At 30.0% G+C, this 26,096-nt stretch carries 31 protein-coding genes; 11 read left to right on the forward strand and 20 right to left on the reverse strand.

Features of this window, described 5'->3' with window-relative positions:
• Nucleotides 1-8 precede the first annotated feature (8 nt).
• Nucleotides 9-158, forward strand: a complete 150-nt coding sequence (locus ACTT9C_RS05245; protein WP_440923445.1) for a hypothetical protein — start codon at nt 9-11, stop codon at nt 156-158.
• Nucleotides 159-198: 40 nt separating this feature from the next.
• A complete protein-coding gene (locus tag ACTT9C_RS05250) occupies nt 199-969 on the forward strand; it encodes a fumarylacetoacetate hydrolase (RefSeq protein ID WP_440923446.1) in 771 nt (256 codons plus the stop codon).
• A gap of 132 nt (nt 970-1,101) precedes the next feature.
• On the opposite strand, the gene ACTT9C_RS05255 is transcribed toward ACTT9C_RS05250, so the two are convergent.
• Together ACTT9C_RS05255 and xsc are read right to left on the reverse strand one after the other, a co-directional pair.
• On the reverse strand, nt 1,102-2,280 hold the full coding sequence (locus ACTT9C_RS05255; protein ID WP_440923447.1) for a hypothetical protein: 1,179 nt from the start codon (nt 2,278-2,280) through the stop codon (nt 1,102-1,104).
• Between the two features lie 3 nt (nt 2,281-2,283).
• Entirely contained in the window at nt 2,284-4,062 is a 1,779-nt protein-coding gene (gene xsc / locus ACTT9C_RS05260) for a sulfoacetaldehyde acetyltransferase (protein WP_440923448.1), read from the reverse strand.
• 118 nt (nt 4,063-4,180) lie between these two features.
• On the opposite strand from xsc, the gene ACTT9C_RS05265 reads away from it, so the two are divergent.
• Genes ACTT9C_RS05265 through ACTT9C_RS05275 form a run of 3 tightly spaced genes read left to right on the forward strand, consistent with a single transcriptional unit; the run spans nt 4,181 to nt 6,718 of the window.
• A complete protein-coding gene (locus ACTT9C_RS05265; protein WP_440923449.1) occupies nt 4,181-4,465 on the forward strand; it encodes a UxaA family hydrolase in 285 nt (94 codons plus the stop codon).
• Nucleotides 4,466-4,469: 4 nt separating this feature from the next.
• On the forward strand, nt 4,470-5,636 hold the full coding sequence (locus ACTT9C_RS05270) for a UxaA family hydrolase (protein ID WP_440923450.1): 1,167 nt from the start codon (nt 4,470-4,472) through the stop codon (nt 5,634-5,636).
• A gap of 35 nt (nt 5,637-5,671) precedes the next feature.
• The gene (locus ACTT9C_RS05275) at nt 5,672-6,718 is read left to right on the forward strand and encodes a YeiH family protein (protein WP_440923451.1); all 1,047 of its coding nucleotides are present in this window, start codon (nt 5,672-5,674) and stop codon (nt 6,716-6,718) included.
• On the opposite strand, the gene ACTT9C_RS05280 is transcribed toward ACTT9C_RS05275, so the two are convergent.
• The 12 genes from ACTT9C_RS05280 to ACTT9C_RS05335 all read right to left on the reverse strand — a co-directional run bounded on the left by ACTT9C_RS05280 (nt 6,711) and on the right by ACTT9C_RS05335 (nt 16,872).
• Nucleotides 6,711-7,805 carry a TSUP family transporter gene (locus ACTT9C_RS05280; protein ID WP_440923452.1) on the reverse strand — a complete coding sequence of 365 codons (1,095 nt, stop codon included), beginning with the start codon at nt 7,803-7,805 and terminating at the stop codon, nt 6,711-6,713. The genes ACTT9C_RS05275 and ACTT9C_RS05280 overlap by 8 nt on opposite strands.
• Before the next feature lie 25 nt (nt 7,806-7,830).
• Nucleotides 7,831-7,965, reverse strand: a complete 135-nt coding sequence (locus ACTT9C_RS05285) for a hypothetical protein (protein ID WP_440923453.1) — start codon at nt 7,963-7,965, stop codon at nt 7,831-7,833.
• 44 nt (nt 7,966-8,009) lie between these two features.
• Nucleotides 8,010-8,360: a hypothetical protein gene (locus ACTT9C_RS05290; protein ID WP_440923454.1), complete on the reverse strand. Its 351-nt coding sequence runs from the start codon at nt 8,358-8,360 to the stop codon at nt 8,010-8,012.
• 18 nt (nt 8,361-8,378) lie between these two features.
• Nucleotides 8,379-10,238 carry an adenylyl-sulfate reductase subunit alpha gene (aprA, locus tag ACTT9C_RS05295; RefSeq protein WP_440923455.1) on the reverse strand — a complete coding sequence of 620 codons (1,860 nt, stop codon included), beginning with the start codon at nt 10,236-10,238 and terminating at the stop codon, nt 8,379-8,381.
• Nucleotides 10,238-10,708: an adenylyl-sulfate reductase subunit beta gene (gene aprB, locus ACTT9C_RS05300; RefSeq protein WP_075522233.1), complete on the reverse strand. Its 471-nt coding sequence runs from the start codon at nt 10,706-10,708 to the stop codon at nt 10,238-10,240. Before aprB ends, aprA begins: the two co-directional genes overlap by 1 nt.
• Nucleotides 10,709-10,739: 31 nt before the next feature.
• Entirely contained in the window at nt 10,740-11,534 is a 795-nt protein-coding gene (locus tag ACTT9C_RS05305) for an adenylyl-sulfate reductase (RefSeq protein WP_440923456.1), read from the reverse strand.
• Between the two features lie 100 nt (nt 11,535-11,634).
• A complete protein-coding gene (locus tag ACTT9C_RS05310) occupies nt 11,635-12,033 on the reverse strand; it encodes an HIT family protein (RefSeq protein ID WP_440923457.1) in 399 nt (132 codons plus the stop codon).
• A gap of 3 nt (nt 12,034-12,036) precedes the next feature.
• A complete protein-coding gene (locus ACTT9C_RS05315; protein ID WP_440923458.1) occupies nt 12,037-12,810 on the reverse strand; it encodes an aminotransferase class IV in 774 nt (257 codons plus the stop codon).
• Nucleotides 12,773-13,330, reverse strand: a complete 558-nt coding sequence (locus ACTT9C_RS05320) for an aminodeoxychorismate/anthranilate synthase component II (protein WP_440923459.1) — start codon at nt 13,328-13,330, stop codon at nt 12,773-12,775. Before ACTT9C_RS05320 ends, ACTT9C_RS05315 begins: the two co-directional genes overlap by 38 nt.
• Entirely contained in the window at nt 13,327-14,478 is a 1,152-nt protein-coding gene (locus tag ACTT9C_RS05325) for a chorismate-binding protein (RefSeq protein WP_440923460.1), read from the reverse strand. The genes ACTT9C_RS05320 and ACTT9C_RS05325 overlap by 4 nt, the downstream gene beginning before the upstream one ends.
• 1 nt (nt 14,479) lies before the next feature.
• Nucleotides 14,480-15,700, reverse strand: coding sequence for an MFS transporter (locus ACTT9C_RS05330; RefSeq protein WP_440923461.1), 1,221 nt, complete (start codon nt 15,698-15,700; stop codon nt 14,480-14,482).
• A complete protein-coding gene (locus tag ACTT9C_RS05335; protein ID WP_440923462.1) occupies nt 15,697-16,872 on the reverse strand; it encodes a trans-sulfuration enzyme family protein in 1,176 nt (391 codons plus the stop codon). Before ACTT9C_RS05335 ends, ACTT9C_RS05330 begins: the two co-directional genes overlap by 4 nt.
• 165 nt (nt 16,873-17,037) lie before the next feature.
• On the opposite strand from ACTT9C_RS05335, the gene ACTT9C_RS05340 reads away from it, so the two are divergent.
• The gene (locus tag ACTT9C_RS05340) at nt 17,038-17,754 is read left to right on the forward strand and encodes a hypothetical protein (RefSeq protein WP_440923463.1); all 717 of its coding nucleotides are present in this window, start codon (nt 17,038-17,040) and stop codon (nt 17,752-17,754) included.
• On the opposite strand, the gene mnmA is transcribed toward ACTT9C_RS05340, so the two are convergent.
• Complete coding sequence (mnmA, locus tag ACTT9C_RS05345; protein ID WP_440923464.1) at nt 17,744-18,862, reverse strand: tRNA 2-thiouridine(34) synthase MnmA; 1,119 nt, start codon at nt 18,860-18,862, stop codon at nt 17,744-17,746. The genes ACTT9C_RS05340 and mnmA overlap by 11 nt on opposite strands.
• Before the next feature lie 41 nt (nt 18,863-18,903).
• Between mnmA and ACTT9C_RS05350 the strand changes: the two genes are divergently transcribed.
• Together ACTT9C_RS05350 and ACTT9C_RS05355 are read left to right on the forward strand one after the other, a co-directional pair.
• Nucleotides 18,904-19,080, forward strand: coding sequence for a DUF3553 domain-containing protein (locus tag ACTT9C_RS05350; RefSeq protein ID WP_440923465.1), 177 nt, complete (start codon nt 18,904-18,906; stop codon nt 19,078-19,080).
• On the forward strand, nt 19,067-19,840 hold the full coding sequence (locus tag ACTT9C_RS05355; RefSeq protein ID WP_440923466.1) for a 3'(2'),5'-bisphosphate nucleotidase CysQ family protein: 774 nt from the start codon (nt 19,067-19,069) through the stop codon (nt 19,838-19,840). Before ACTT9C_RS05350 ends, ACTT9C_RS05355 begins: the two co-directional genes overlap by 14 nt.
• Nucleotides 19,841-19,974: 134 nt before the next feature.
• Here ACTT9C_RS05355 and ACTT9C_RS05360 read toward each other — a convergent pair whose 3' ends face one another.
• Nucleotides 19,975-20,538, reverse strand: coding sequence for a regulatory protein RecX (locus tag ACTT9C_RS05360; RefSeq protein WP_440923467.1), 564 nt, complete (start codon nt 20,536-20,538; stop codon nt 19,975-19,977).
• Nucleotides 20,539-20,566: 28 nt separating this feature from the next.
• Here ACTT9C_RS05360 and ACTT9C_RS05365 point away from each other — a divergent pair, with 28 nt between their 5' ends.
• Both ACTT9C_RS05365 and ACTT9C_RS05370 read left to right on the forward strand, forming a co-directional pair.
• On the forward strand, nt 20,567-21,040 hold the full coding sequence (locus ACTT9C_RS05365) for an ABA4-like family protein (protein ID WP_440923468.1): 474 nt from the start codon (nt 20,567-20,569) through the stop codon (nt 21,038-21,040).
• Nucleotides 21,033-21,611 carry a 2-hydroxychromene-2-carboxylate isomerase gene (locus tag ACTT9C_RS05370; protein ID WP_440923469.1) on the forward strand — a complete coding sequence of 193 codons (579 nt, stop codon included), beginning with the start codon at nt 21,033-21,035 and terminating at the stop codon, nt 21,609-21,611. Before ACTT9C_RS05365 ends, ACTT9C_RS05370 begins: the two co-directional genes overlap by 8 nt.
• Here the strand turns inward: ACTT9C_RS05370 and ACTT9C_RS05375 are convergent.
• Nucleotides 21,608-21,991, reverse strand: a complete 384-nt coding sequence (locus ACTT9C_RS05375; RefSeq protein ID WP_440923470.1) for a rhodanese-like domain-containing protein — start codon at nt 21,989-21,991, stop codon at nt 21,608-21,610. The two genes, ACTT9C_RS05370 and ACTT9C_RS05375, sit on opposite strands and share 4 nt — an antisense overlap.
• A gap of 35 nt (nt 21,992-22,026) precedes the next feature.
• Here ACTT9C_RS05375 and ACTT9C_RS05380 point away from each other — a divergent pair, with 35 nt between their 5' ends.
• Nucleotides 22,027-22,995, forward strand: a complete 969-nt coding sequence (locus tag ACTT9C_RS05380; RefSeq protein ID WP_440923471.1) for a glycosyltransferase family 2 protein — start codon at nt 22,027-22,029, stop codon at nt 22,993-22,995.
• A 113-nt stretch (nt 22,996-23,108) separates the two neighbouring features.
• Here ACTT9C_RS05380 and ACTT9C_RS05385 read toward each other — a convergent pair whose 3' ends face one another.
• The 3 genes from ACTT9C_RS05385 to rseP form a co-directional block, all read right to left on the reverse strand.
• Nucleotides 23,109-24,410 (reverse strand): ammonium transporter, encoded by a 1,302-nt coding sequence (locus ACTT9C_RS05385; protein WP_440923472.1) that lies wholly within the window; start codon nt 24,408-24,410, stop codon nt 23,109-23,111.
• A 135-nt stretch (nt 24,411-24,545) separates the two neighbouring features.
• Nucleotides 24,546-24,821 (reverse strand): HU family DNA-binding protein, encoded by a 276-nt coding sequence (locus ACTT9C_RS05390; RefSeq protein WP_085147542.1) that lies wholly within the window; start codon nt 24,819-24,821, stop codon nt 24,546-24,548.
• A 155-nt stretch (nt 24,822-24,976) separates the two neighbouring features.
• Nucleotides 24,977-26,089, reverse strand: a complete 1,113-nt coding sequence (gene rseP / locus ACTT9C_RS05395) for an RIP metalloprotease RseP (RefSeq protein WP_440923473.1) — start codon at nt 26,087-26,089, stop codon at nt 24,977-24,979.
• Between the last annotated feature and the right edge of the window lie 7 nt (nt 26,090-26,096).

A 26,096-nucleotide genomic window follows, 5' to 3' on the forward strand; every position in this document is an offset into this window, starting at 1 on the left:
TTATCTAAATGATGACTAGGCTTAAAAATTTTTTGTCAAAAAGTAAATGGGGTAAATATGTTCTAGTTGGAGGATTTACTTTTTTTTTGATAAAAGGTTTGGTTTGGTTGATAGTCTTCTTTATTACTGGTTTTAGTTTGATAAACTTTGGATCATAAAATATAGTTTATTAATTAAATAAAAAAATAATTCAAAAATATGAGCACATTAATAGAAAGAACTTCAAATAAATTAGTAAAAGCTTTTCTTAAAAATAAAATTATCGCACCATTACCTAGAAGATTTACAAAAAAACTGACTGAGGCAAACAAATTTAGAATGCTTTGTGAGAGTAAAGTTAAAAAACCTATAATTGGTTACAAAGCTGGAGGAACTGGAATTCCGGTAATGAAAAAGTTAAAGGAAAAAGAGCCATTTTATGCATCGGTTTATAAAAATAATTTTTTGAAAAGTGGTAAAAGTGTCAAGATTAGTAAAACTACTTTTGGCATTGAGTTAGAAGTTTGTTATCTAATTAAAAGATCTTTTTTTAATTCAAAGGGTACAATTACGATGAAGAATATTTCTAAATTTATTTCTCATATGGCTCCTTGTATAGAAATCGTTGGTTATAGACAAAGAAAAAAAGGAATAAGTTCTTTTGGAGATTTATGTAGTGATTTTGGAGCTAATGTAAAATTTTTGATAGGTCAAAAGAAAAAATATAGAAAAATTAATATCGGAAATTTAAAAACAAATATTTCAAACCAAAAAACAAAGCAAAATATTAATGGTAATACTAGTGCAGTTTTTATTAATCCATTAAACTCATTAAGGTTTGTCTTAAACAAATTAAAAAAAGATAAAGTTAATTTGAATAAAAATTTTTATGTATTTACTGGTTCAACTGTAGGAGTTGTTCCAATAGGTAAAGGTCTTTATAAAGGTAAAATCGATAAGCTCGGTTCTGTTAAGACAATAATAAGATAAAAAATGAAAACATTAATATTATTATCTTTAGTAATTGTTATTGCTTGGGTTTTGTTCAGACCATTTACTAAAAGAGAGCTTAATAGATTTAATGATAAAGACTGGCCAGATTTTAATTAATAATATAATTTTTTATTTGTTAAGAGTTTTGTCGTAAATAATTTTGGAAATTTCATCATAGCCTTTTATATTATAATGACCATAAGATCCAAAAGGAAAAAGGCTTTTATAATCAATTTCTTTTTTTTCTATTTCTGTAAAAACATCTATAATTTTTATATCTAAACTTTTCACCATTGAGATTAATTCATCTCTTTGGTTTAAGTCTCCATCAAAACCAAATTTTGAAAATCGTTGGTAAGACGGAAGATAAATAAAGTATAACTCTGTATTATTTTTTTCTGCAAGTATTTTTGAGTGCTCTAAAATTTTCTTAAATTTTAAAAAAACTTCTTTATTGAATTTTTCTTTTTTATTATTATTATTTAACAATACTTTTAGTTTATCCTTAGTTTTATCTAGTCTTATAAATCTCAATATTTGATTTTTTTTCTTTTTTTCTTCTCTGCTTTGAAAATACTTCAAGTGTTCTTTGACAGTTTTTTCTACAATAATATCTATTTCTTTTTGTTTCGATCTCAATGATTGGCTAAATTCTTTGTTGTCTAAATAACTATTGAGAATTTTTGAATTCATCGTATCATTTAAATCTTGAAGGTCATTATCCTCAAAATAAAACCAAAGAATATTATTTACGTTTTCATCTAAATACTCCTTTAGAGCAGCAAATTGTAACATGGGTCCATTGCTTGAATACCCAAGATTTAATACTGACTTTTTTGATAATTTTCTTAAAACTGATCCAAAATCATAAGGACGATTTACACATTCTCCTATTGTAAAAGAGTCACCAACTAGAAAAAATTCAATTTCCTCATTGTCCCACTCATTGTCCGGATTATTAAAACCATATCTATCACTTTCAAAAATTGAGAAATAGCCATTTTCATTACAATGAAGTGTTTTAGACTTTGATAAACCTCCAAGTGGAATAACTTTTTGTTTAGAACTTATCGCAAAGTGTTTTGGAACCAGGGTGCTGGTCAGTTTAGGATTTTTTTTTTTCAACTCATTAAATACTACAATCTTGCTTCTACTTTCATATTTTTTTCCATTTTCTTCTTCAAAAATTTTTGCTTTGTTCTGTTCAATATTCTTTGCTGAGTAAACAAGAAAATATTCAAATAAATATAATGAAGATAAAGTACTTAGTAATATAATTAAGATATATCTACAGGCTGTCCTTATCAAATTTTAAATACTTTTTTGGGGTTTCATGTCCGCTTTGTTAATGCCCGCAACTCTTACAGGTTTTTTCATAGCATCTCTTCTAAATGGTTCACCAAGTTCTTGGTTTAAAATTACTTCTATAAATGTAGTTATACCTTTCTTTTGATCTTCACAAGATTGCTTGATTGCAGCAGTTGTTTCCTCCATTGATTTAACTGTTACTCCTTTTAAACCACAAGCATCAGCTACCTTCGCATAACTTAACTCAGGATCCAATTCAGTTCCGACGAAATTATTATCAAACCAAAGAGTTGTATTTCTTTTTTCAGCACCCCATTGATAATTTCTAAAAATAACCATTGTAATTGCTGGCCACTCCTCACGAGCACACGAACTCATCTCATTCATGCTAATTCCAAAAGCTCCATCTCCCGCAAAACCAATTACAGGTGTATCTGGACATCCAATTTTTGCTCCAAGTATTGATGGAAAACCATAACCACATGGACCAAACAAACCAGGTGCTAAATATTTTCTTGGTTTTTCAAAAGTTGGATAGGCATTTCCTATTGCACAATTATTTCCAATATCACTTGAGATAATTACATCTTCAGGCATTCCAGCTTGAATTGCTCTCCAAGCTTGTCTTGGTGACATTCTATCTTTATCTCTCTCTCTTGCTTCTTTGTTCCAGACTGTTCCTTCATCATCATCTTCATGATCAAGACTAGATAATTTTTGTAACCATGCAGATTTTGTTTGATGAATTAAGTCTTTTCTTTTTTGTCTATCTATATCACCTGCATTAGATGATAATTTATCAAATATTTGTTGAGCAACTAATTTTGCATCTCCGCTTATTCCAACAGTAACTTTTTTAGTTAAACCAATTCTATCAGGATTGATATCAACTTGGATTATGCTAGCTTTCTTAGGCCAATAATCTATACCATACCCTGGAAGTGTCGAAAATGGATTTAGTCTTGTTCCTAAAGCTAAAACAACGTCTGCTTTTGAAATTAATTCCATAGCAGCTTTTGACCCATTATATCCTAAAGGTCCTACAGCCAATGGATGACTTCCTGGAAAACTATCATTGTGCTGATAGCCAGAACAAACTGGAGAGTCTAATTTTTCTGCAAGTTTTTTTGTCTCTTCAATTGCACCACCAATTACAACTCCTGCACCAGATAAAATAACTGGAAACTTTGCATTTGATAAAAGTTTTGCAGCTTTATCTATAGCCTCTGCTCCTCCACCTTGTCTCTCTAATCTTACTATTGGTGGTAATTCAATATCGATAACTTGAGTCCAATAATCTCTCGGAACATTAATTTGTGCCGGCGCTGAACCTCTTATTGCTTTTTCAATTACTCTATTTAAAACTTCAGCCATTCTTGATGGGTCTCTAACCTCTTCTTGGTAACAAACCATATCTTTAAATAAATTCATTTGCTCTACTTCTTGAAAACCTCCTTGACCCATAGTCTTATTTGCCGCCTGAGGTGTTACTAATAATAATGGTGTATGGTTCCAGTAAGCAGTTTTAATCGGGGTTACTAATCCAGTGATACCTGGCCCGTTTTGTGCAATGACCATAGACATTTTACCTGTAGATCTTGTATAACCATCAGCGATTAGTCCACCATTTGTTTCATGAGCTACGTCCCAAAAAGTAATACCTGCATCAGGAAAAATATCAGAGATAGGCATGAATGCTGAACCTATTATTCCAAAAGCATGTTCGATGCCGTGCATTTGTAAAACTTTTACAAAAGCTTCCTCTGTTGTCATTTTAGTCATTAATAGAACCTTTCTAATCTAGCAAATGTAATAATTTTTTTTATAAAACTATTTCTTAATTGTCGCGATTAATATATAAGATTTTTGAAAATTCAAACAAACAAATCGACACGATATAATGGCTACTGACATCATAATTCACGATAAAAAGGATAATGTAGGGGTTGTAGTAATCGAAAAAATAACACCAAAACAAGACTGTAAATGCTGGATTATGGAGGATGATAGCTCAACAGATATTCAATCAATGGATGAAATACCATTGGGTCATAAAATTGCTATGACGGACTTAAAAGAAGGAGACACAATTTTAAAATATGGTCACGACATAGGAAAAGTTGTTAAATCCATAAAAAAAGGTGAGCATGTACATGTTCATAACGTAAAAACAAAAAAGTGGTAAATTGATGGAAATTCCAAAAAGTTTTTTAGGTTACAAAAGAGAAAATGGAAGAGCGGGAACTAGAAATCACGTAATTATTTTACCAGTAGATGATATTTCAAATGCTTGCGCAGAAGCAGTTGCAAACAATATAAAAGGAACTATCGCATTACCTCATTCATATGGACGATTACAATTTGGAGCGGATTTAGAATTACACTTTAGAACAATGATAGGTACAGGAAGCAATCCAAATGTTGCTGCTGTGATTGTAATTGGTATTGAACCAAAATGGACTAAAAGAATTGTAGATGGAATAGCAAAAACTGGAAAACCTGTGGAAGGTTTTCATATTGAGCGAACAGGTGATATTGGAACAGTTATGAAAGCTTCCAAAAAAGCACAAGAATTTGTCATGTGGGCTTCAGAAAAACAAAGAGAGGAATGTCCAATAAGTGATTTATGGATTTCAGTAAAATGTGGAGAATCAGATACTACTTCAGGTCTTGCGTCAAATCCCACAGTTGGAAACTTAATGGATAAACTTGAGCCACTTGGTGTTCATTTATGTTTTGGTGAAACTTCAGAACTAACTGGTGCTGAAAAAGTTTGTGCAACTAGAGGTGCAACAAAAGAGGCTTCAGATAAATTTATGAAAACTTGGAGCGCATATAATGATTTTATTCTAAAAGAAGCAACGGATGATTTATCGGAAAGTCAACCAACTGCTGGAAACATTGCTGGAGGCTTAACGACTATTGAAGAAAAAGCGTTCGGAAATTTTCAAAAAATTGGTGATTGTAAATTTATAGATGTTTTAGAGCCAGCAGAGGAACCAAAGAAAGGTAAAGGATTATACTTTATGGATACTTCTTCAGCTGCAGCAGAGTGTGTAACACTACAAGCAGCAGCAGGTTTTAATATTCATCTGTTTCCAACTGGGCAAGGTAATATTGTTGGAAATCCAATAGAACCAGTCGTTAAATTAACTGCTAATCCATTGACCGTTAAAAGTATGGGTGAACACATTGATTGCGATGTATCAAAAATTCTTTCAAGAGAAATGAATTTATCAGAGGCGGGAGATAAACTTATTGAGACAACTCTTAGAGTTGCTAATGGAAGATTAACTTGTGCAGAAGCTTTGGGTCATAAGGAATTTGTTATGACTAAACTTTATAGAAGCGCATAATCACTTTATAAAAGATGGTCTTAAAAAATTACTTGGTGTTAATACCAGGTATTATACTTGCATTTATTCTTTATTCTCTTTCTCAAGGTTTTAATAATATTATTGGTATTGAACTTTTAGGATATAGCAAAAGCCCAATCTCTACAGCGATGATAGCTATTCTACTAGGAATTTTTTTTGGAAATTTTTTTAAAATTCGAGAAAGTTTTCAAAAAGGATTAGATTTTAGTAGAGACTATATTTTAAAACTTGGAATTATCTGCTTAGGAATACAATTAAAACCTTTTGAATTTTTAGAATTTGGAAAAGTAGCAATTCCATTAATAGTAATTTGTATAGTTAGTGTTTTAATAGTAATAAAGCTCATAATTAAAAAGCTCCAAATACCAACAAGGATGGCCTACTTAATATCAATTGGTAGCACTGTTTGTGGCACTACAGCGATCATGGCAACCGCACCAGTAATCAAAGCTAATAAAAGTGAAATTTCTTATGCAATTGCTAACATTACTTTATTCGGAATACTATCATTATTGTTATACCCCTACTTTGCAAATTTTTATTTTGAAGGAAACTCATTATTTGCAGGTCTCTTTTTAGGAACTGCCATACATGAAACCTCACAGGTAGCTGCAGCAGGATTAATATACGAACAACAGTTTAATAGTCCTGAGACTTTAAATATTGCAACAGTTACAAAGCTTATAAGAAATACTTTTTTAATTGTTATGATTCCTATTTTTGCTTTTCTTTATAATAGAAGTCAAAGAAAAGAAAATGGTTACTCTATTTTAAGTATATTTCCATATTTTGTTTTGGGTTTTGTTGGGATGATAATTTTAAGAAATGTAGGTGATGAAGTTCTTTCAAATAATAATAATTGGATCGATTTCATAAATACAATTAAAACCTCTTCTAAAATTTTTTTGACTATGGCTATGGCAGCTATAGGCTTATCTACAAATTTAAAAGATATTAGAAATATGGGTTATAAACCTTTTATTGTTGGATTTACATCAATGTTGACTGTAGGAATTGTGAGTATTTTAACAATTGAGATCTATGTAAAATTTTTTATTTAGATTGTTTAACTGTCTTTTTAAAATATTTTTCTCTAAATTTTGAAATCGATCTTCTAATAAATGCAGCTCCTATTCCTAAAATAACAGCAAACAGGATTGAAAATAATCCATAGAAGAATGGCATATCCTCTGAAAACTCCTTAATAAACTTTGAGAAGAAATTTAAATCTGGTGAAGTTACTGATGTGACTCCGTTCTTAATCTCCTCAGCAAAAAAAGTATCGTAAGCTATTACAATCCCGACTATTAATAATAAAATTGCTAACAAAGCTTTTAATCCAGAGCTGTCAATCTGCTCCCCAAGCTTCTGACCTACTTGAACTCCAACTATTGATCCCACAACTAACATTAAAACTAACATTAAATCAATTGACCCATAATTAATTGAATGAAGAAATGTAACTATCACACTTACAAAAATGGTCACAAACAATGAGGTTCCTGGCACTAATTTTGTCGGCATCTTAATAATGTAAATCATTGCGGGCACTAAAATGAATGCACCGCCGATACCCATGATAGCTGCAATAAAACCGACTATTAATCCAATTACGATAGGTGTAAATATACTTTCATATAATTTGGATTTAGGAAATCTCATCCTAAAAGGAAGTCCATGGATCCAATAATGGACATGTAGTTTTTTCTTCTCTACTATATTTTTTTTGGCTTTATCAATTTCACCTAAACTTTCTACTAACATCAGAGTCCCAATTATTGCAAGAATGTACATGTAGGCTAAAGAAATTACTGTATCTATTTTTCCAATATCCTTAAAATAAGTGAAAGTAAAAATACCCAATACAGTTCCAATTGTTCCACCAATGACGATCATTAATCCCATTTTGTAATCTAAAGTATTTTTTAACCAATGAGTGGTAGATCCAGACACAGAAGTTGCTAAGATATTGTTAGCCTCATTTGCTACCGCATAAGCAGGGGGTACACCCATAAAGATTAGAAAAGGTGTCATTAAAAAACCACCTCCTACTCCAAACAAACCTGAGAGAACACCAACAATGGCACTAATCAAAAGTATTTCAACTGGATTAATAAAGACTTGGGCTATAGGTAAAAAAACATCCATCAAATATAAAAACTTAAAATATTACTTATTTAAAAGTAATAAAAGTCCCAACTAAGATAACACCCCAACATGCAGCTATAGCTGAAAAAATTCCAGTTTTAATAAAAGTTGATTTTTTATTAGCTATGATATTTAGAATTTTTAAATTTGAAAGATGCATCTAAATCTCTGAATACACCCAGTAAAAAAATTGTCAAACTATAATTAATAAATTGTTGCTCCAAAAATTTTAATCTCGTCATCCTCAACTCCAAGTACCAATCTTCCTAGGAACTCACCAGGTATTTCCTTGTTGGTCTGTTTGATTAATACTGTTATGTGCTCACCACGTCTTAAAGTTCCGAAGGGTTTGTAAGTTTCCTCTAAATTTGTGATAATTTTATTGTTTGCCCATTGTTTACCTAGCTCAACTTCATTTGCTCCAAATAGCATCTGTGTTGAAAAATCTTTGGTAAAACCCCCATAATCCTTCATATTTGAGGCTCGCACTAGATTTTCCCAAAAGGGTTTTCCAATTTTAAAAATCTCTTCATCTGACTTTGATAAAAGATCCATAAATTTGCTTAAAATAAATTATGAGGCCTTCTTTTTCTCTTTTTCATCCACAATGTGATAAACCGGAACTTTTTCTAGAGTAAATTTACCGGTTTTAGGATCTCTTCTTGAAACTGTCAAACAATGCCAATTTTCATCGTCCAATTTCATATGATCACCTCTATAATAATAACCCGGCCAACGAGTTTCCTCCCTAAATAAAGTATGCTCAGTCACACACTGTGATGTCAAAGCTCTATGTTTAAGCTCCCAAGCCCTCATCAATTGATGATAATCCTCTGCACCAACGTGCTCTAAATCCTCTTGTAACCAAGTTAAAAGTTCTAAAGCCTTTTTTAGTAAATTTCCGTTGGTCATGTAGTTTGAGGTAATACCCCCAACGTATTCATCCATAATCTTTTGAAGTCTTTGTAATCCTTGTATTGGAGAAATATAACTTGGTGAAACTGTTCCTCCGGTTATCTCGTTTTGAGCAACTGTATAGGTTTCTAATGGTTTGTAGACAGCTTTTTTAAAATTATCACATTGTTTATCTGTTACATTAATTCCTTCAGCTTTTTTATCTTCAATATATTTTACTGCTGCTTTTGCTGCTAACCTACCCTCTGTGAAAGATCCTGATGAAAATTTATGTGCACTACCACCCACTGTATCTCCTGCACCAAAAAGTCCGTCGATTGTTAACATTCTGTTATAACCCCAAAAGTATTCTGGTGGAGACAAATCTTCAGGTCCACTAACCCATGCTCCTGAACATGTTGCATGCGATCCCATAACGTAAGGCTCAGATGTTGTTAATTCAGGATTTGTATACTTTGGATCAATATTTTGTGATGCCCAAACAACAGCTTGTCCAACTGTCATACCTAAAAAGTTTTCCCACCCAACTGTTTCTAAATGTGGATCTTGAAAAGCCTCTTTAGTAACCATGTGAATCGGTCCACCACCAGCAGCAACTTCTTGTATAAATGCGTGGTTTCTTAAACAAGTAGGAGTTGGATGGTGATCAATATATTCACCAACTAATTCTTTAGTTTGATCATACCATTTTTTTTCATAATTTTCGCCGTTAGCATTTTGTGTATATGTTTTTAAATGTAAAAAATATGCTCCAACAGGTCCATAACCATCTTTAAATCTACATAATACAATTCTATTTTCCATTTGAGTCATCTTTGCCCCTGCAGCAATAGGTAGTGCATAAGCAGATCCATTACTCCATGGTGCATACCAAGTTCTTCCCATACCTTCTCCAACCGCTCTTGGTTTAAAAATATGCGACGCACCACCTGCAGCAACAATAACTGCTTTAGCTCTAAATACATGAAAATCTCCTGTTCTCATATTAAATCCAACAGCTCCACCAATTCTATTTTCTTGAGCTTCATCCATTAATAAATGGGTAACCATTATTCTATTATAAATTTTATCTGCAGATTTTTTTGCTGCCTCAGCAACGATTGGTTTATAGCTTTCACCATGTATCATGATTTGCCATTTACCTTCCCTTAAGTATCTTCCAGTTTTTTCATTTTTCATCATTGGAAGACCCCACTCATCAAACATGTGAACAGTTGAGTCTACATGACGAGCCATGTCATAACCTAAATCTTCTCTAACCATACCCATTAAATCATTTCTAGCATATCTAACATGGTCCTCAGGTTGATTTTCATCCCATTGCATACCCATGTAACAATTGATTGCATATAAACCTTGTGCGACTGCGCCACTTCGATCAATATTTGCTTTTTCAACACAAACAATTTTTAAATCTCTTCCCCAATGTCTAGCCTCGAACGTTGCTCCAGTGCCGGCCATTCCACCACCAACAACTAATACATCACATTCCTCATAATGTGTTTTGTGCTTAGCCATTAATAATAAACACCTTTTTTAAAAGACTCTTTCGGAACTGATGGTAATTCTTTATTAGTATTTAAACCCTCTGGCTCGCTATATAATCTTTGTGAATTAATTTCTCCTTGGTTAGGAGTATCACCTTCAGCAAGTTTAGGAATAAATTTACCCCAAGGTTTTGTTGTTATTGGGGATACGAAATTTTTTTCTGTTCCATTTCTAAATTTGATTTTCCAAGAGATGGTTCCTTTTTCTTCTTCTCTCCTAACTCTCACACTATGACCCATAGGAGCAAAATCAGCATACCCTCTTACGTCAATTGCATGATTAGGACACGCTTTAACGCATGAGTAACATTCCCAACAAAAATTTGGTTCTATGTTTTTTGCTCTTCGAATATTTTCATCTATATGCATGATGTCCGAAGGACAAATATCTACACAATGTCCACAACCATCACATCTTGTCATGTATACAAAAGTTGACATAATTTATTTTTTTCCTTTTTTTAATAACATATTAATAGTGTTTTGGCTCTTCTCTTTTTATTCCTAAGCCAAATTGCTCAGGGGCATCTGCTGGTGGAGGAAGATTGTCTCTTGAACCATCAGCTTCAGCTAGATTTTTTTGTATTGCTGCTCCAGGTTTGTAGAACATATGGGCAAATTTAGACCAATAAACACCACCAAACAAAATCAAATTAGATGCAACAAATAAAGTTAAAAACAAATATGATAATCCTATTTGTCCGTTAAATTGAGTGTAAGACCATGCTAACCCAAAAGTTGAACATGCAAGTAAAGCTAAAACAAATAAATCAGCTTTAATGATTCTGTACCAAGGATGAGCTTCTGCTGATACGTCTACTCTTAAAAAAAACCAAAACCAATACCCGCCCAAGCAAGTTAATATTGCTCCTGCATGCCAAATCATTGACCAAGTCTGAGAACTCGGTTTATCTGAACCTGTGTAACAAAAAACTAAAACAGCTGAAGACACCCAAAATAAAATTGTTCCATACATTCCTAGAACATGGGCTAGTCTTCTTTTGCCAAAACCTAATTCAGACGTAGTACCAATATCAACAACTGTTGTTTTGGCAATCACAGAAACTTTTTCCCCAACACCTAGTTCTTTTGTCGCTGAAAGTTTTGCTTTTTTTGCATTATTAAAAAAATAAGTCAAATTTTTATGATGTATCATTTGAATTATAGTTCCAACTGCAATCAACAAAACCATTGCAATAATAAAAGATTGCATAGCAAACGGTGAAATGGTTTCTGATAAAATTGAAAATGGATTGTTGCTTAACATTTCCGCCTTTTGTTAAATTTTGAATTAATTTTACATTTTTATATATAGTTGAATTTATAGTTCAACCTCAAACTAGGGTCAATTTGTCTTTTATAACAGGCTAATTATTTCTTTTATAATGTTGTTTGTTTGGAATGACCGATCGTACTCCGCCCTGAGGATTATCTACATCTCCTTTTCTTCGGGGAATCAGATGAAAATGACAATGTAAAATAGATTGACCAGATACAGTTCCTATATTTGTGCCTAAATTAAATCCTTTAACTAATGGATCTTTATTGATTATTTCTTTTTTTACAATTTTTAAAAGATCGTTACAGGCAACCAATTCATCATTAGATAAATCAAAATAATCTTTTATGTGTCTTTTAGGTATAATCAAACAATGATGTTCTGAAACTGGATATGTATCATAACTTGCATATGCCAATTCATTTTCATGAGCACATCCACTTTTTTTAACATTGCAAAATAAACAAGGATTGTTTGGGTCTTTCATTTCCTAAAATCTATAAGAATTACATTTATTTATAACTGCATCATATTGTTTTGATAGAAACTTGAATTTTTTAAGGTTTTTTCTTTTCCATTTAAGCTCATTTATAGTCTTAACTGAAGTAACACCTTTGCCAGATCCTATTAATAATATTTCATCATAATTTTTTATTTCTTTAAGCAAAATATCTTTTTTAATTATCTTTCTTATTTTTGTTTTAAAAAATTTATAAGTATTTCCCTCATAATAATCCTTTTTGGGTGTAAAAAATTTTTGATCTTTAACAAATAATAAATTTGAGGTTCCGGTTTCTAATAATCTTTTGTTAGATACCAGTGCAATATCTGATTGGGAGTTATCCATTTTAGATAAATAAGATAAAATCTTTTTGTATTTTAGATTTTTAAATTCTGGTCTTTCTCTTTTTAATTTTACTAACCTTAAATTAAAATTTAATTTTGGTTTAACTCTTTTTCTTAAAGATATTGAAATAATTTTCTTATTAATAGCAATTCTCAATAGATGATTATATTTCCTCTTTTTGGATAAATTTTTATTAATTATTTCTAAGATATCTGACTTTAAAGATTTTTTTTTTATTTGATATTTTTTTAATGATAAAATTAAATTTTTTAAATGATTTTCAAAAAATAAAATTTTTGCTGGTTTGCCAAAAATCCACATCGTTGTAAAAATTCCATGATCTCCCCAAAGATCATGGAACTCTATCTGTTTTAAGTCCTTAAGCTGATAAGATTTTTTTAATAAGTAGGTTACCATTGATAGTTAAAAAAGATTCAGGGTGAAATTGAAATCCATAAATTTTTTCCTTTTTATTTTCAAATGCCATTGCGACTTTTGAATTTAAACATCTCATAGTTATCTCAAAATTATTAGATTTAAAAGGTTCTTTTAATTTTAAAGAATGATACCTGCCAACTTTAAATATTTTTCCTTTGTTGAATAAAGATTTATTGGTGATTACTTTTATATTTGATTGAAAACCATGATAAATTTTTTTTTGTTCAACAATTTTTGCACCTTCACAAAAAAGGATATGCTGAAATCCTAAACAGATACCTATTATTTTTTTTTTACCTTTATATTTTTTATAAATTTTTGAGGTTATTGGATAATTTTTTGGATTGCCAGGTCCAGGTGAAAAAATTATTGTTGATGCTTTTTTAATTTTATTTTCGCTAACTTTATCATAGTTATCGCATTCAACTTTATCAAACAAAGCAAATTGATGAACAACATTATGAGTAAAGGAATCGTTATGGTCAATTACATAAATCATTTAAATAAATCTATTAACGCTTTAGCTTTAAGAAAATTCTCATTAAATTCATGATTGGCATTACTGTCGACAACGACTCCTGAGGCAACTGAAATTTCAGATATGTTCTTAAAATTTAAAATTGATCTTATAATAATATTAAATCTCATATCACCATTAAATTTTATGTAACCAAAACTTCCTGTATAAATATTTCTATTTTCTTTTTCCTGATTATTCAAAAGATTAAGCGTATTTATCTTTGGACAACCAATAACTGAACCACCTGGCATCATCGCTTTAATTATTTCAAAATTATTTATATTCTTTTTTAATTTTCCCTTAATTAAGCTAACATAATGAAAAAGGTCTTTATATTCCTCAACGATTTTTTGTTTAGACAATTTTACTGAACCTACCTTGCAAATTCTTGATAAATCATTTCTTTCCATATCAACAATCATATTATGCTCTTTGGTTTCTTTTAAATTTTTTCTAAAATAATTTAATGCTTTTATTTTATTTAATTGCTTAGTTTTTTTTACGGTCCCAGCTATCGGTTTTGTGGATATGTTACTTCCTTTTTTTATAATTAAGGTTTCTGGGGAACAGCTAATAATTGAGTAATTATTATCTTTAATCATAAAGGCCTCTGGAGCTAGATTGGTATCAGATAACCTTGAAAAAAAATCTAACGGATTGATTTTCGACTTTGTTTTATATTTTGTGCAAATTTTAATTTGATATGTCTCACCACTCTTTATCTTTTTCTTAAATTTATTGAATATTTTTGTATAATTTTTTCTATTAATATTGATTTTAAAGTTCCCACATTCAAAATTTTTTACATCATAATTTAACTTATTGCTGAGTTTGATCTTTTTTTCTGGTTTATAAAAAATACCTTTTGGAAAGTTAAAATTTTTTTGTTTTGGGACTTTTACATCAATCAGATTATTTAATAACTCATATCCAAAAAAACCAATGAAAAGATCTGTGTTGGTTGATTGTTTTTTATTTTTTTTTGTTAAAAAACTTTTAATATTCTTATTATTTAAAATTATTTTTTTTGAAAAATCGGTGTAAAGATCAAACCCGTTTTGAGATTTATAAATAATGTAGGGTTTCCCTGATAAATGTATTTTTGTTAATTGATTTGTTCTATTCAATTTATTCTGTTTTTAATCTTAAAACTGGTTCTTCTTTTATTGGTAGATGAATTATTGCTGCAAAAACAGATAAAGCAATTGCTAAATACCACGCATAGTCATATGACCCATAAGTATCGTGAAACAAACCTCCAAGATATGCACCAAAAAACGAACCTATTTGATGACTTAAAAAAACTATTCCATATAACAAGCCCAAATACTTTGTTCCAAAAAGATGGGCAACTATTCCGCTGGTAGCTGGTACTGTCGATAACCATAGGAATCCAAAACTTGCACCAAATATAAATGCTGCAATATTACTTGCTGGAGTAAATATAAAGAATACTATTGAAACTCCCCGCAAAAAGTAGATTGCACTTAAGATTATTTTTTTACTCATTTTAGCTGAAAGATAGCCACTTAACAAAGAGCCAAAAATATTAAATAACCCAATTAAAGATAAGATAGCTGCAGCAGTCCAATCCTCAAGGCCTCTATCTATTACATACTTAGGAACATGAGTTCCAACTAAAGTAATATGAAATCCACAAACAAAAAAACCAGATACAAGTAAAATATAACTTTTTGTTTTGAATGCTTCATTGAGTGCTTCTGAAAATGATTGGTCTGATGTTTTTTCCACATTTTCAGTTGCAGATGGAGATCTTACGAAGTAAGCAGCTACTAAACCAGCAATTAAAAGCATTCCGAAAACGAATAAAGTATAATTCCATCCAAATTCATTTAGAGAGTAACTTGTGAAAATTGGTGACAAAAAGTAACCAAACGATCCAACTGCAGTCACAAAACTCATTGCAATAGTTCTTGTAGATAAAGGAAAGTGTTTTCCAACAATAGACATTGGAATACTAATGGCTGTCCCCCCTAATCCTATTCCAATTAACAACCCCATGTGTATTTGAAAAAATATTCCTGTATTAGGTCCTGTATATAAAAAAAATATTCCAGCGGTGTAAAAAATAAATGCTGAAATAATTGCTATATGACCACCATACTTATCTGCAATAGCACCAAAAATAGGTCCAGTTAATCCCCACATTAACATCTGCATTCCTATCGCAAAACCAAATGCTGTATTACTTATTTTGAGACTTTCATTGAAATCCATGAAAAACAAACCAAAGGTTTGTCGTACACCAAGAGAAATTAAAACAACAAAACAAGCTGCAAATAATGTGATTAATGCTGTTCTGGATTGAAAAAATTTTTCTGTGCTCATTTCAAATGTCTTAATGCTTGTTTAATATCAGCAATTAAATCATTTGGATCCTCAAGTCCTATATGAAATCTGACTAAATGTTCATCCTTTGCTAAATTCATGAATTTTCTATTTCCAGTTTCTCTAAATTCTTGATGTAAAACTAAACTCTCAAAACCTCCCCAACTGTAACCATAGCCGAATAATTTAAGTGAATTTACAAATTTTCTGACAGAATTGATATTATTTGATTTTATTTTAAGCCCCATTAATCCTGAGGCACCAGAGTAATACTTTTTCCACATTCTAAAATTTAAGGAATTTTTCTTAAATGGATAGAGAAGTTTAATCTTTTTATTTTTTGACAAGAAAGCTGCAATCTTTTTTGCATTTTCTCTATGTCTATCTAATCTAACATCCAAAGTTCTTAAACCTCTAGTAATTAAATATGCATCATCAGGTCCCAATCTTAAACCTGTTATTTTTTCAGCTGCTTTCACTTTTTGGAAAACTTTTTTATTAACTGCTAGGCTTCCACCCATAACGTCAGAATGACCAGAGTAATATTTAGTAGCAGATACAATAGACATATCAAAACCAAGTTTTATTGGTTTAAGATAGTAAGGTGTACCCCAGGTATTATCTATTGCTGTTAAAATTTTGTATTTTTTGGCAATTGAAACAATTTTTCCAAGATCCTGAAAATCAAAAGTGTTGCTACCTGGATTTTCAACAAAAATCAATTTTGTTTTTTTTGTTATACTTTTCTCTAAAGTTTTTAAATCATGTGGATTATAAAAAATTGTTTTAATATTAAATTCTTTTAAAAAATCTTGAGTTAAAACTCTCGTGGGACTGTAAACTGGGTCTGCAGCAATTATTTCATCACCAGGTCTAACAACACTAAATATAGCTAAAAATACTGATCCAAAACCTGTGGGAGTGGTAAATACATGATAACTATCTTCGAGCTTAGTTAAAATCTTTTGTAAAATATAAGTTGTTGAAGTTCCTTGTCTTCCATAATCGTAATGACCGCCAACTGGATTTTTTTGAGCCTTTTTTTGAGTCTTTCTTATATGCTTCATTGATTTAAATATTATCGTTGAAGCTCTAACGACTGGTGGATTTACTGACTGATTATGAAAATCTTTTGCAGTATGTTTCAAAAATGTCTTAAATGATTTTACCATAAAAAAATTGATAACTTTAAAGGACAATGCTATATCCCTCACATAATTTCAATTAAATTATAACAGAAGGGAATAATGGGATATCCAAAAAAACATAGAGGCCGAAGAAAAATGGGCTCAAAAAAAAGAAGAGCTAGAAAAAAAAATAAAAAGAAATAGTCTTTAATGAATTCAATTGAAAAGGCAAGATTCATAAGTATATGGATTTTTATTGTTCCATTTGTTGCAGTAAACGCTTGTTTAATATTAGTTACACAGTTCCATGGTGTCTTTGAAAGTGAAGCAGATAGGTTATATAATACAATTCCTTATATTGATGGTGGAGCATCTATAAGCAGAACGGCAAGGCCATATCCTTCATGGTTGATATTTAAACCTGCAATGTTTTTGACGTCTTTTTTGTTAATAAAGTATTGGTTGTTTAATAGAGATATTATTAGACATTTTGAAAATGATCATAAAAATATAAAAAAAATAGTATTTTTTGGAATTGCTTCAGCAATAGCTTTAACCATTCATTCAATTTTTTTGGGAATTAAATTCGACAATGATTTATACAAACTTTTTAGAAGAGTAGTGATGTTATCATTCATTGTATTTGAAATTGTTGCACAAGCTTATCTTGTAGCGACATTTTTTTCTTTTAAGGAAAAATTAAAAATTTACATACACCCAATAATTTTAAATTTGAAAATTTCATTAGTATCTTTATTAATATTGGTTGCAATTATAAGTATACCCATTATCAGTCTTCCTGGTGATGATTTCTTTGGGTTTAATCTTAAGTTTCTAAAGCATGCACTAGAATGGGATTATTTTCTAGGTGTAATTACTTTTTATTTATTAACTTTTTTAATGTGGAAAAAAAAAGTTAATTCTTAATCCAACCACCACCTAAAACCTTAAAACCAAACTTATCTTTATTATAAAAAACACATGCCTGTCCTGGAGATATTCCATCCTCAAATTCCTCTAAGTTAACTAAGGCTGTCCTATTATTATTAAAACTCACTTTTCCCCTAAGAAGCTTGCCTGTTGATCTGACTTTTACAAAAATATCATTTTTAAATTCATCTTTATTAGCAAGTAAATTTAGATCATGAAGATTAATATCTTTTTTTCCAAGTTTTTCTTTTGGACCAACAATAATTTCATTTTTTTCTGCATTTATCTTTAATACATATAATGCATCTTTATCTGAAACTTTAATTCCCTTTCTTTGACCTATCGTAAAATTTATTATTCCATCATGAACTCCAATCACTTTTCCATCTAGATTTTTTATATTACCTTTTTTAAAAGAGTCTGGCCTAAATTTTTGAATTACCGAGGCATAGTCTCCATTAGGTACGAAACAAATATCTTGACTATCTGGCTTATCCGCTACGTTAAGATTTAGTTTTTTTGCTATAGATCTTGTTTCATCTTTAAGCATGCCCCCTAATGGAAATCTTAAGTAATTTAATTGCTCTCTAGAAGTATTAAATAAAAAATAACTTTGGTCTCTATTTTCATCTATAGCTCGATACATATTAGTTTGATTGTCAACAGTAACGCTTTTTACATAATGACCAGTAATCAATGCATCTGCCTTAAGATCTTTCGCAACTTCAAATAAATCTTTAAATTTTACAGTTTGATTACATTGCACACAAGGAATAGGAGTTTCGCCTTTTAAATAACTTTCAACAAAATTATCAATTACTCCTTGTTTGAACTTGTTTTGATAATAGAGAATTTTGTGTTCAATATCTAATTTTTGAGCGACTCTTTTTGCATCCATTATATCCTGACCTGAGCAGCATTGTTTTGATGCAGCGACCTCTTTACCATCATCGTAAAGTTTTAAAGTTATACCAATAACTTTATAACCATCTTTTTTCATCATTCCAGCAACTGTAGATGAGTCCACTCCACCTGACATTGCAACAACAACCGTTGTTTCTGACGGATTTTTTTTTAAACCAATAGAGTTTAAATTATTATTCATTTGATGGTATTTATACTTATTTCTAATATAAGTTAAATTAAATGATTTTTGATTTTGAACCAGGCGACAAAGTTTTCAATCCAGCAAATAAAGATTGGGGAATAGGACAAGTTCAGTCAATAATCAAAGGTAAAATTACTGTTAATTTTCAAAATGTTGGTAAAAAAGTAATAAACTCTGAAAATATAGAATTAAAAAAAATAAATGACTCAAAGTGATATAAAAAAAATTGTTGAGAATCTAATTCAAACTTTTTTAGATGCAGGGAAAATTTCTATAGATCTTAGGAAAAAAGGTCTTACCAAAGAAATAAAATCCGATAATACACCTGTAAGTAATGGAGACTTAGAAGTTAACAAAATTTTGAGTAAAAAAATTTTAAGCCTAACGCCAAATATCCCAATAATATCTGAGGAAACATCAGAAAATAAATCAAAAAATAACCTTGAAAATTTTTGGTTAATCGATCCAATCGATGGAACTTATGATTATATTAATGATCTGGATGAATTTACAATAAATGCAGGATTAATAATTCAAAAAAGACCTGTTGCTGGATTAATTTATGCCCCAGCAAAAAATAGAATGTTTTATTCTTACGGAGATGATTTTTCTTTTGAATTAATTAATGGAGAACCATTTAAATTAGATAATTCAAAAAATTTTGATAAAAATGAGATTAAATTTGTATCCTACTCCAATAAAATCAAACCAGAAATAAATGAAATATACAAAAAACTTAATGTTAAAAAACATGTAAGAATGAAAAGTTCTTTAAAATTTTGTGTTATTGCAGCTGGGGAGTATGATGGTTATGTTGCAGAACCAAGGGCATCAGAATGGGATATAGCTGCAGGCCATGCAATTTTAAAACACTCTGGCGGAAGTGTAACTGATTTCAATGGACAAGAAATTTTTTACGGAAAAAAAGATTTTAAAAATCCAAGTTTAATTTTAAAAAGCAAAAATATTCAATAATGGATGAACAACTAAGAATTATTTTGATTATAATTATTTCAGTTTCAATTTTTGGTTTACTCGTTTTTGTCTTTGTAAAAAATTATATAAAAAATAAAATTGATTTTTTAGTAAAAGAAAATAAAAAAAATAAGTTAAAGTAGTTTTACTATTTTTATAAAATCATCTTTTGCAATTTCCATTACTTTTTTTGAGGTTTCAAAATCAAAGCCATTTCTTGCTAATAGGGATATATCTTTTTTATAAAATAGAGATCTATTATCTTCTATTCTTGCAGGACCAATTCTTTTTTTTTTACATAATTTAATTGCAGAAAAAAAATCTTGATCTGAATTATTATCGTGAATTTTATTTACAGTTTCTTTAATATATTCACTATTAATACCTTTGCCTATTAAGTAATTTCTAATTTTATTAATTGAATTACCTCTTTGAATCATACTTTTAGCTTTGCTCTCTGAATAAAATTTATCGTTAATAAACTTATTTTTTTCTAAGTCTGAAAGAACAATATCAATCAAATTAGTAACATCTTGTTTTTTTACATTTGGCACTGAAGTTTTTAAGTATTTTTTTAGTAGATAAGTTTTAAGCTGTTGTTTTGATGGAGCATATTTTTCCACATAAGAAAATGCAAAATTTCTCATCTCCTCGACAGTTACTTTTAGAGTTTTTTTTTTATTTCTTATAGGAATCATAGACAGATTTAATATAATATATTTTAAAATGATCGAACAAATTTATACTTATTTTACAATAGATATACTCTACTATTGGGTGAATTTAGGTGTTCTTCCATTTTGGTTGATTTTAATTTTTTTTCCAACATCCAGCCTCTGTAGGTATTTCGTAACTTCAATATTTCCATTCATTATATTGAGTGGTGCATATATTTTTTTATTGTACAAATCTTATCTAAGTTCATACGATTTTGACGGTAACTTTAGCCTTTATTTTGGGATCGATGACACAAAAGATTTATTTTCTAACAAAAATTTTCTTATGATGTTCTGGATACATTTTATATCCATTAATTTATTCACTGGAGGTTGGATTGTAAAAGATTCACAAAAATTTATGATAAGTAAATTCTTATTATCGATACCACTTATCATTTTATATTTAATTGGACCTCTCGGATTGTTAGTTTATTGGTTAATTAGAATTTTTTACGCCAAAAATATAAGTTTATATGACTAAAAAAATCGATTTTTACTTTGATTTCATTAGTCCTTATTCATTTTTAGCTCATAAAAAAATTATCAGTTCTAATGATAGAAATAAATTTAATTATAAAGCAATTCTTCTTGGTGGACTTCATAATTTAGGAGGAATTACTGCCCCTGCATTTAATGAGAGAAAAATGAAAAATATGAAAAATGATTGCAATTTAATTGCTAAGAAAAGTAAAATTGACTTTGTGTGGAACGATAAATTTCCAATTAATTCATTATATCTAATGAGAGGCTATCTTTTTGTTGATAGTGATAAAAAAGATAAATATTTTGATCTATGTTTTGATGCTTATTGGAAAAATAATGAGGATATTTCAAAAGAAGAAAATATAAAAAATATACTATCAAAATGTGAGATAAAGCCTAATGATTTTAAAAAAGGCATTGAAGATCAAAAAATTAAAAATGAATTAAAAGATTTAACAAACATTGCTTTCCAAAAGGATGTCTTTGGTGCTCCAACTTTTGTTATAAATAATAATTTATTTTGGGGACAGGATAGACTTGAATATGCTTTAGATGAATTGAATAATTAAGTAATTTTAAATTTACTTTGTTTCAATGCCCCAAAACCCCCATCAATATGCGAGACCTTATTAAATCCCATATCTTTCAAAGATTTTGCCGCAAGAGCTGATCTCATTCCACCAGCACAAAATAAAACCATTTCTTTGTTTAAATCTAGTTTACCTTGTTTAAAATAAGTGCTCTCTGGATCAAGCCAAAACTCTAACATACCTCTTGGAATATGATTTGAATTTTCTATTCTTCCCTCTCTTTCTAATTCTCTTACATCTCTAATATCAATTAGGTTACACTCGTTTTTATTAAATTTATCAAAAGCTTCTTCGGTTGATATAGTTTTAATCTCTTTTAAGGCTTCTGTAACAAGAGTTTGGGATGATTTAATTGTCATTATATTGTAGATATTTATATCATAAATAAAAACATATGAGAAAGTTTTTCATTAAAATTTGTAAATTTTTTGGCTTTGAAATTATAGATCAAAATGAATTTACTTCTCCTACATTAAATAAAGAATTGAATGAGGATCTTTCAATTTTAAATAAAAAATCAATAGTATTACCATTAGGAGAAGTTAAAATTACCAGAAAAGTAAAATCAATCTTAATAATTGTTAGAGTTAATACAGAAATCGAAGTTTGGGATCAAAATAAAAGAAGATTATTCGAACAACCAAAAATCGAATATTCAATTCGATCAATAAAATCATTGATAAACTCTATCAATTATTGTGAAAGCAAATATCCAGATTTAAGGATAAAAACAATAATTTTAGATGACTCTTCAAAAATTGAAAATTTAGATAAAATCAAAGAAATAATAAAAAATGTAAATGGAGAAATTATTTCTCTGGACACAAAAAAATTTGAAGCCAAGATTAAAAAACAAAAAACACAACAAACTTTTTCTAATTTAGCAAGTTTATTTCAGTGTTTTGAGATTGGAAAAGAGATTGGGGAAGATCTAATTTTTTTTGTTGAAGATGATTATCTTCATTTTGAAACCATGTTGGAAGAGATGATTGCTACATATGAAAGAGTGTCGTCTCAAGTAGGTAAAGATATTTTTATGTGCCCTGCAGATTATCCATATCTGTATATGAATAATGAAAAAACGAATATCCTTATAGGAAATAAAAGGTACTGGAGAACAATTACTAAGACTTTATGTACCTTTTTGACAAGCAAAAAATTATTAAATCTATATTGGGAAAATTTTACAAAAAATTGTGAAGATCGTCATGATCCTTTTGAGAAATATATAAATGAGATCTATAAAAAAGAGTTTTGTATATCTCCTTTAAAAAGTTTATCCGTCCATTTGACAAATGTTAATTCAAGTTATGGTTTGCCACCTTTTATTGATTACAAAAATTTATGGGATCAAAATAAATAAGCCCCTTGAGGGAGGGGCTTATTACTTAACTAACTAAGAGAGAGTTTGAGGATCCTTCAATGAGTATTCGCTGAGAATATACAGAGAGCGAAGGATCCCCATGTTGTTAACAACTAGTCACGAATTGCGTATGCAATTACACCAGTTTCAGTGACATCAGTACCTTTGGTTTCACCTTCTTTACTTAACCTTAGGCCAATAGTTGCTTTGATGAGGCTAAATACAATATATGCAACCACAAAAACAAAAATGTTTACTGATAATACACCAATTAACTGAGTGCTAAAATTTGCACCAGAATTCGTTGCAGGCACAATTAATGTACCCCAAATTCCAGCAAATAAGTGAGCAGGAATAGCACCAACTACATCATCAATTTTCAAAGAGAATAATAGTTTAGTACCATAAACTACGATTAGTCCACCTACAGCACCAATTAAAATTGCAGCAAATGGTGATGGTAATAATGGTTCTGCAGTTACAGCAACCAAACCACCGATACATCCATTTAACATTTGAACTACGTCAGTTTTACCAAAATGTAATCTTGTTATAACTGCTGCACCCATAACACCACCTGCACCAGCAAGGAATGTGTTAATAAATATTTTTGATACAGCGATTGCATCTGTAGCCGTTCCCAATGCTAATTGTGAACCACCATTAAATCCAAACCAACCTAACCATAAAATAAATACTCCAATTGTTACTAATGGTATTGATGATGCTGCAAAAGGTTTTAGCGGCGCTGGAGCTCCAGATTTGGTAAATCTTCCTAATCTTGGACCAATTATCATTGCACCAGCCAAAGCAGCTGCACCACCAGTTGAGTGCACTAAGGTCGAACCAGCAAAATCAGAAAAACCTGCTTCTGCCAACCAGCCTCCACCCCACTGCCAACCCATTACGATTGGATATATAATTCCTGATAGAATTGCAGCGAATGTAAAAAATGGCCATAACTTAATTCTTTCAGCCATTGTTCCTGATACAATTGAAACGGTAGTTGCACAGAATACCATCTGGAAATACCAATCTGAACCATCTGAATAACCTGTATCTATTTTACTACCATCTGCCCATGGAATAAATTTACCAATGTATCCACCTGGATCAATACCATAAGCTAAGTTATAACCTACAAGCCAGAACATTATACCTGCAATTGAGAATAAACCTATATTTTTTGCACAGATTACGGATACACTTTTTGATGTAACCATACCTGACTCTAACATTGCGAATCCTGCAGCCATAAACATTACTAGGAATCCACAAATCAAGAATAATAGGGTGTTAAATATAAACCCTACTTCAGCAGAAACAGTTGTGTCTGCCATAACAGCACTACTCATGTTTAATAAAAAAATTAAACTAATAAGTGGTGCACTTATTATTTTTATTAATTTAGTCATACGACCTCCCTGTTAAAGAGAGCTCTTTTATTTTATTAAATACTAATAACTAACGCTGATTACGAAAATTGGGTATGCAGTATTTGCATATAGAAACAGCCTTAACGAGAGTTTCGTTAAGGCTGTAAAAAGACGTTATTTGTTGAATACTTCTTTTAAAGCTTTTGCTGGTAAAAACTTAACTTTTTGAGACGCAGCAATTTGGATCTGTTCTCCAGTTCTTGGGTTTCTTCCAACTCTAGCTTTTCTCTTAGCTACTTTATATGTACCAAAACCAGCAATTTTTACTGAATCGTCAGCTTTTAAAGCATCTAAAATTGTGTTGGTAATTGTATCAAAAGTTCTCTCAGCATCAGCTTTACTTAGATTTAATGCCCCAGAAATTTTGACTACTAGTTGTTTTTTATTCATTTTAGCTCCGGTTTTATTAGGTTAATTTCATTGTTGTCAAAAGTATTGATAAATCAAGACTTTTTTTAGTATAGTAAAAAAAGTTATACACAATATGTTGTGTAAATTTAAAAAATGTTGATTTTATTGAGTTTTTTAAACTTTTTTAAAAATTATTAATTGAACAATCCTAGGTCTTTAAGGTCGTTAAAAGTTGTGAAAAACATCAAAGATATTAGTAAAAATATTCCGATTCGAAAAAAACCCTCTTGCGTTTTTTGAGATAACGGACGACCTAAAACTTTTTCAAATGCATAAAACATTAAATGTCCCCCATCAAGCATTGGAATTGGAAACAAATTAACTAAACCAAGACTTATTGAAATATATGCCATCATGCTGATGAATGCCAAAACACCAAATTCTGCAACCTGTCCTGAAATTTTAGCTATTCTTATTGGCCCTCCAAGCTGAGAGGTATCAGCTTTACCGAAAATCATTGCACCAATATATTTCAATGAGGAAATTCCCACAAAATAAACTTCATGAGCGGCATGGTATATAGCTTGTGCAGGTCCTAATTTAACATGATTAATCTCATTATTATAAGCACCTAATTTTATACCAACTATTCTTTTGTTAAGTTTGTTTCCTAAATTATCCTCACCTGGAACAATGTTAGGTTTTACTTTTAAAATTAGCTCATCATATGAACGTTTCACTTTAAAATCTATAATTTCATCAGTGGACATAGTAATTAACTTAGAGACATCCATAATACTTTCAACTTTGTTGCCATCTATTTCTAAAATTACGTCATTTTGTTTTAATCCTCCAGCCATTGCAGGGCTATCTTTCTGAACTTCATTGATGACGGCTGGTGTAAAATCTTTACCAACAAAAGTATAAATTGAGAAGAAAATTACTAAAGCTAATACGAAGTTTGCTAAAGGACCACCAAAAACAATTAAGCTTCTTTGATATAGAGGTTTAAGAGTAAATAATTTTTTTTGGTCCTCTTCACTATATTTTTCTAAAATTTCTTTATGATCCGCTTGAGAATATACATTTCTATCTCCGAAAAATTTTACGTATCCTCCTAGAGGTATCCAGCATATTTTCCACCTTGTCCCAGATTTATCATTCCAACCAAAAATTTCCTTACCAAATCCTATAGAGAAATCAGTGACACCCACTCCAAATTTTTTAGCAAAGTAATAATGACCATATTCATGAATAAAGACGACAATTAAAATTAGAACAATAAAAGGTAAAATATAACTTAGCATTTTAAAA

Origin of the sequence: Candidatus Pelagibacter sp. (assembly GCF_052049575.1) — a bacterium.
Taxonomy (GTDB): Bacteria; Pseudomonadota; Alphaproteobacteria; order Pelagibacterales; family Pelagibacteraceae; genus Pelagibacter.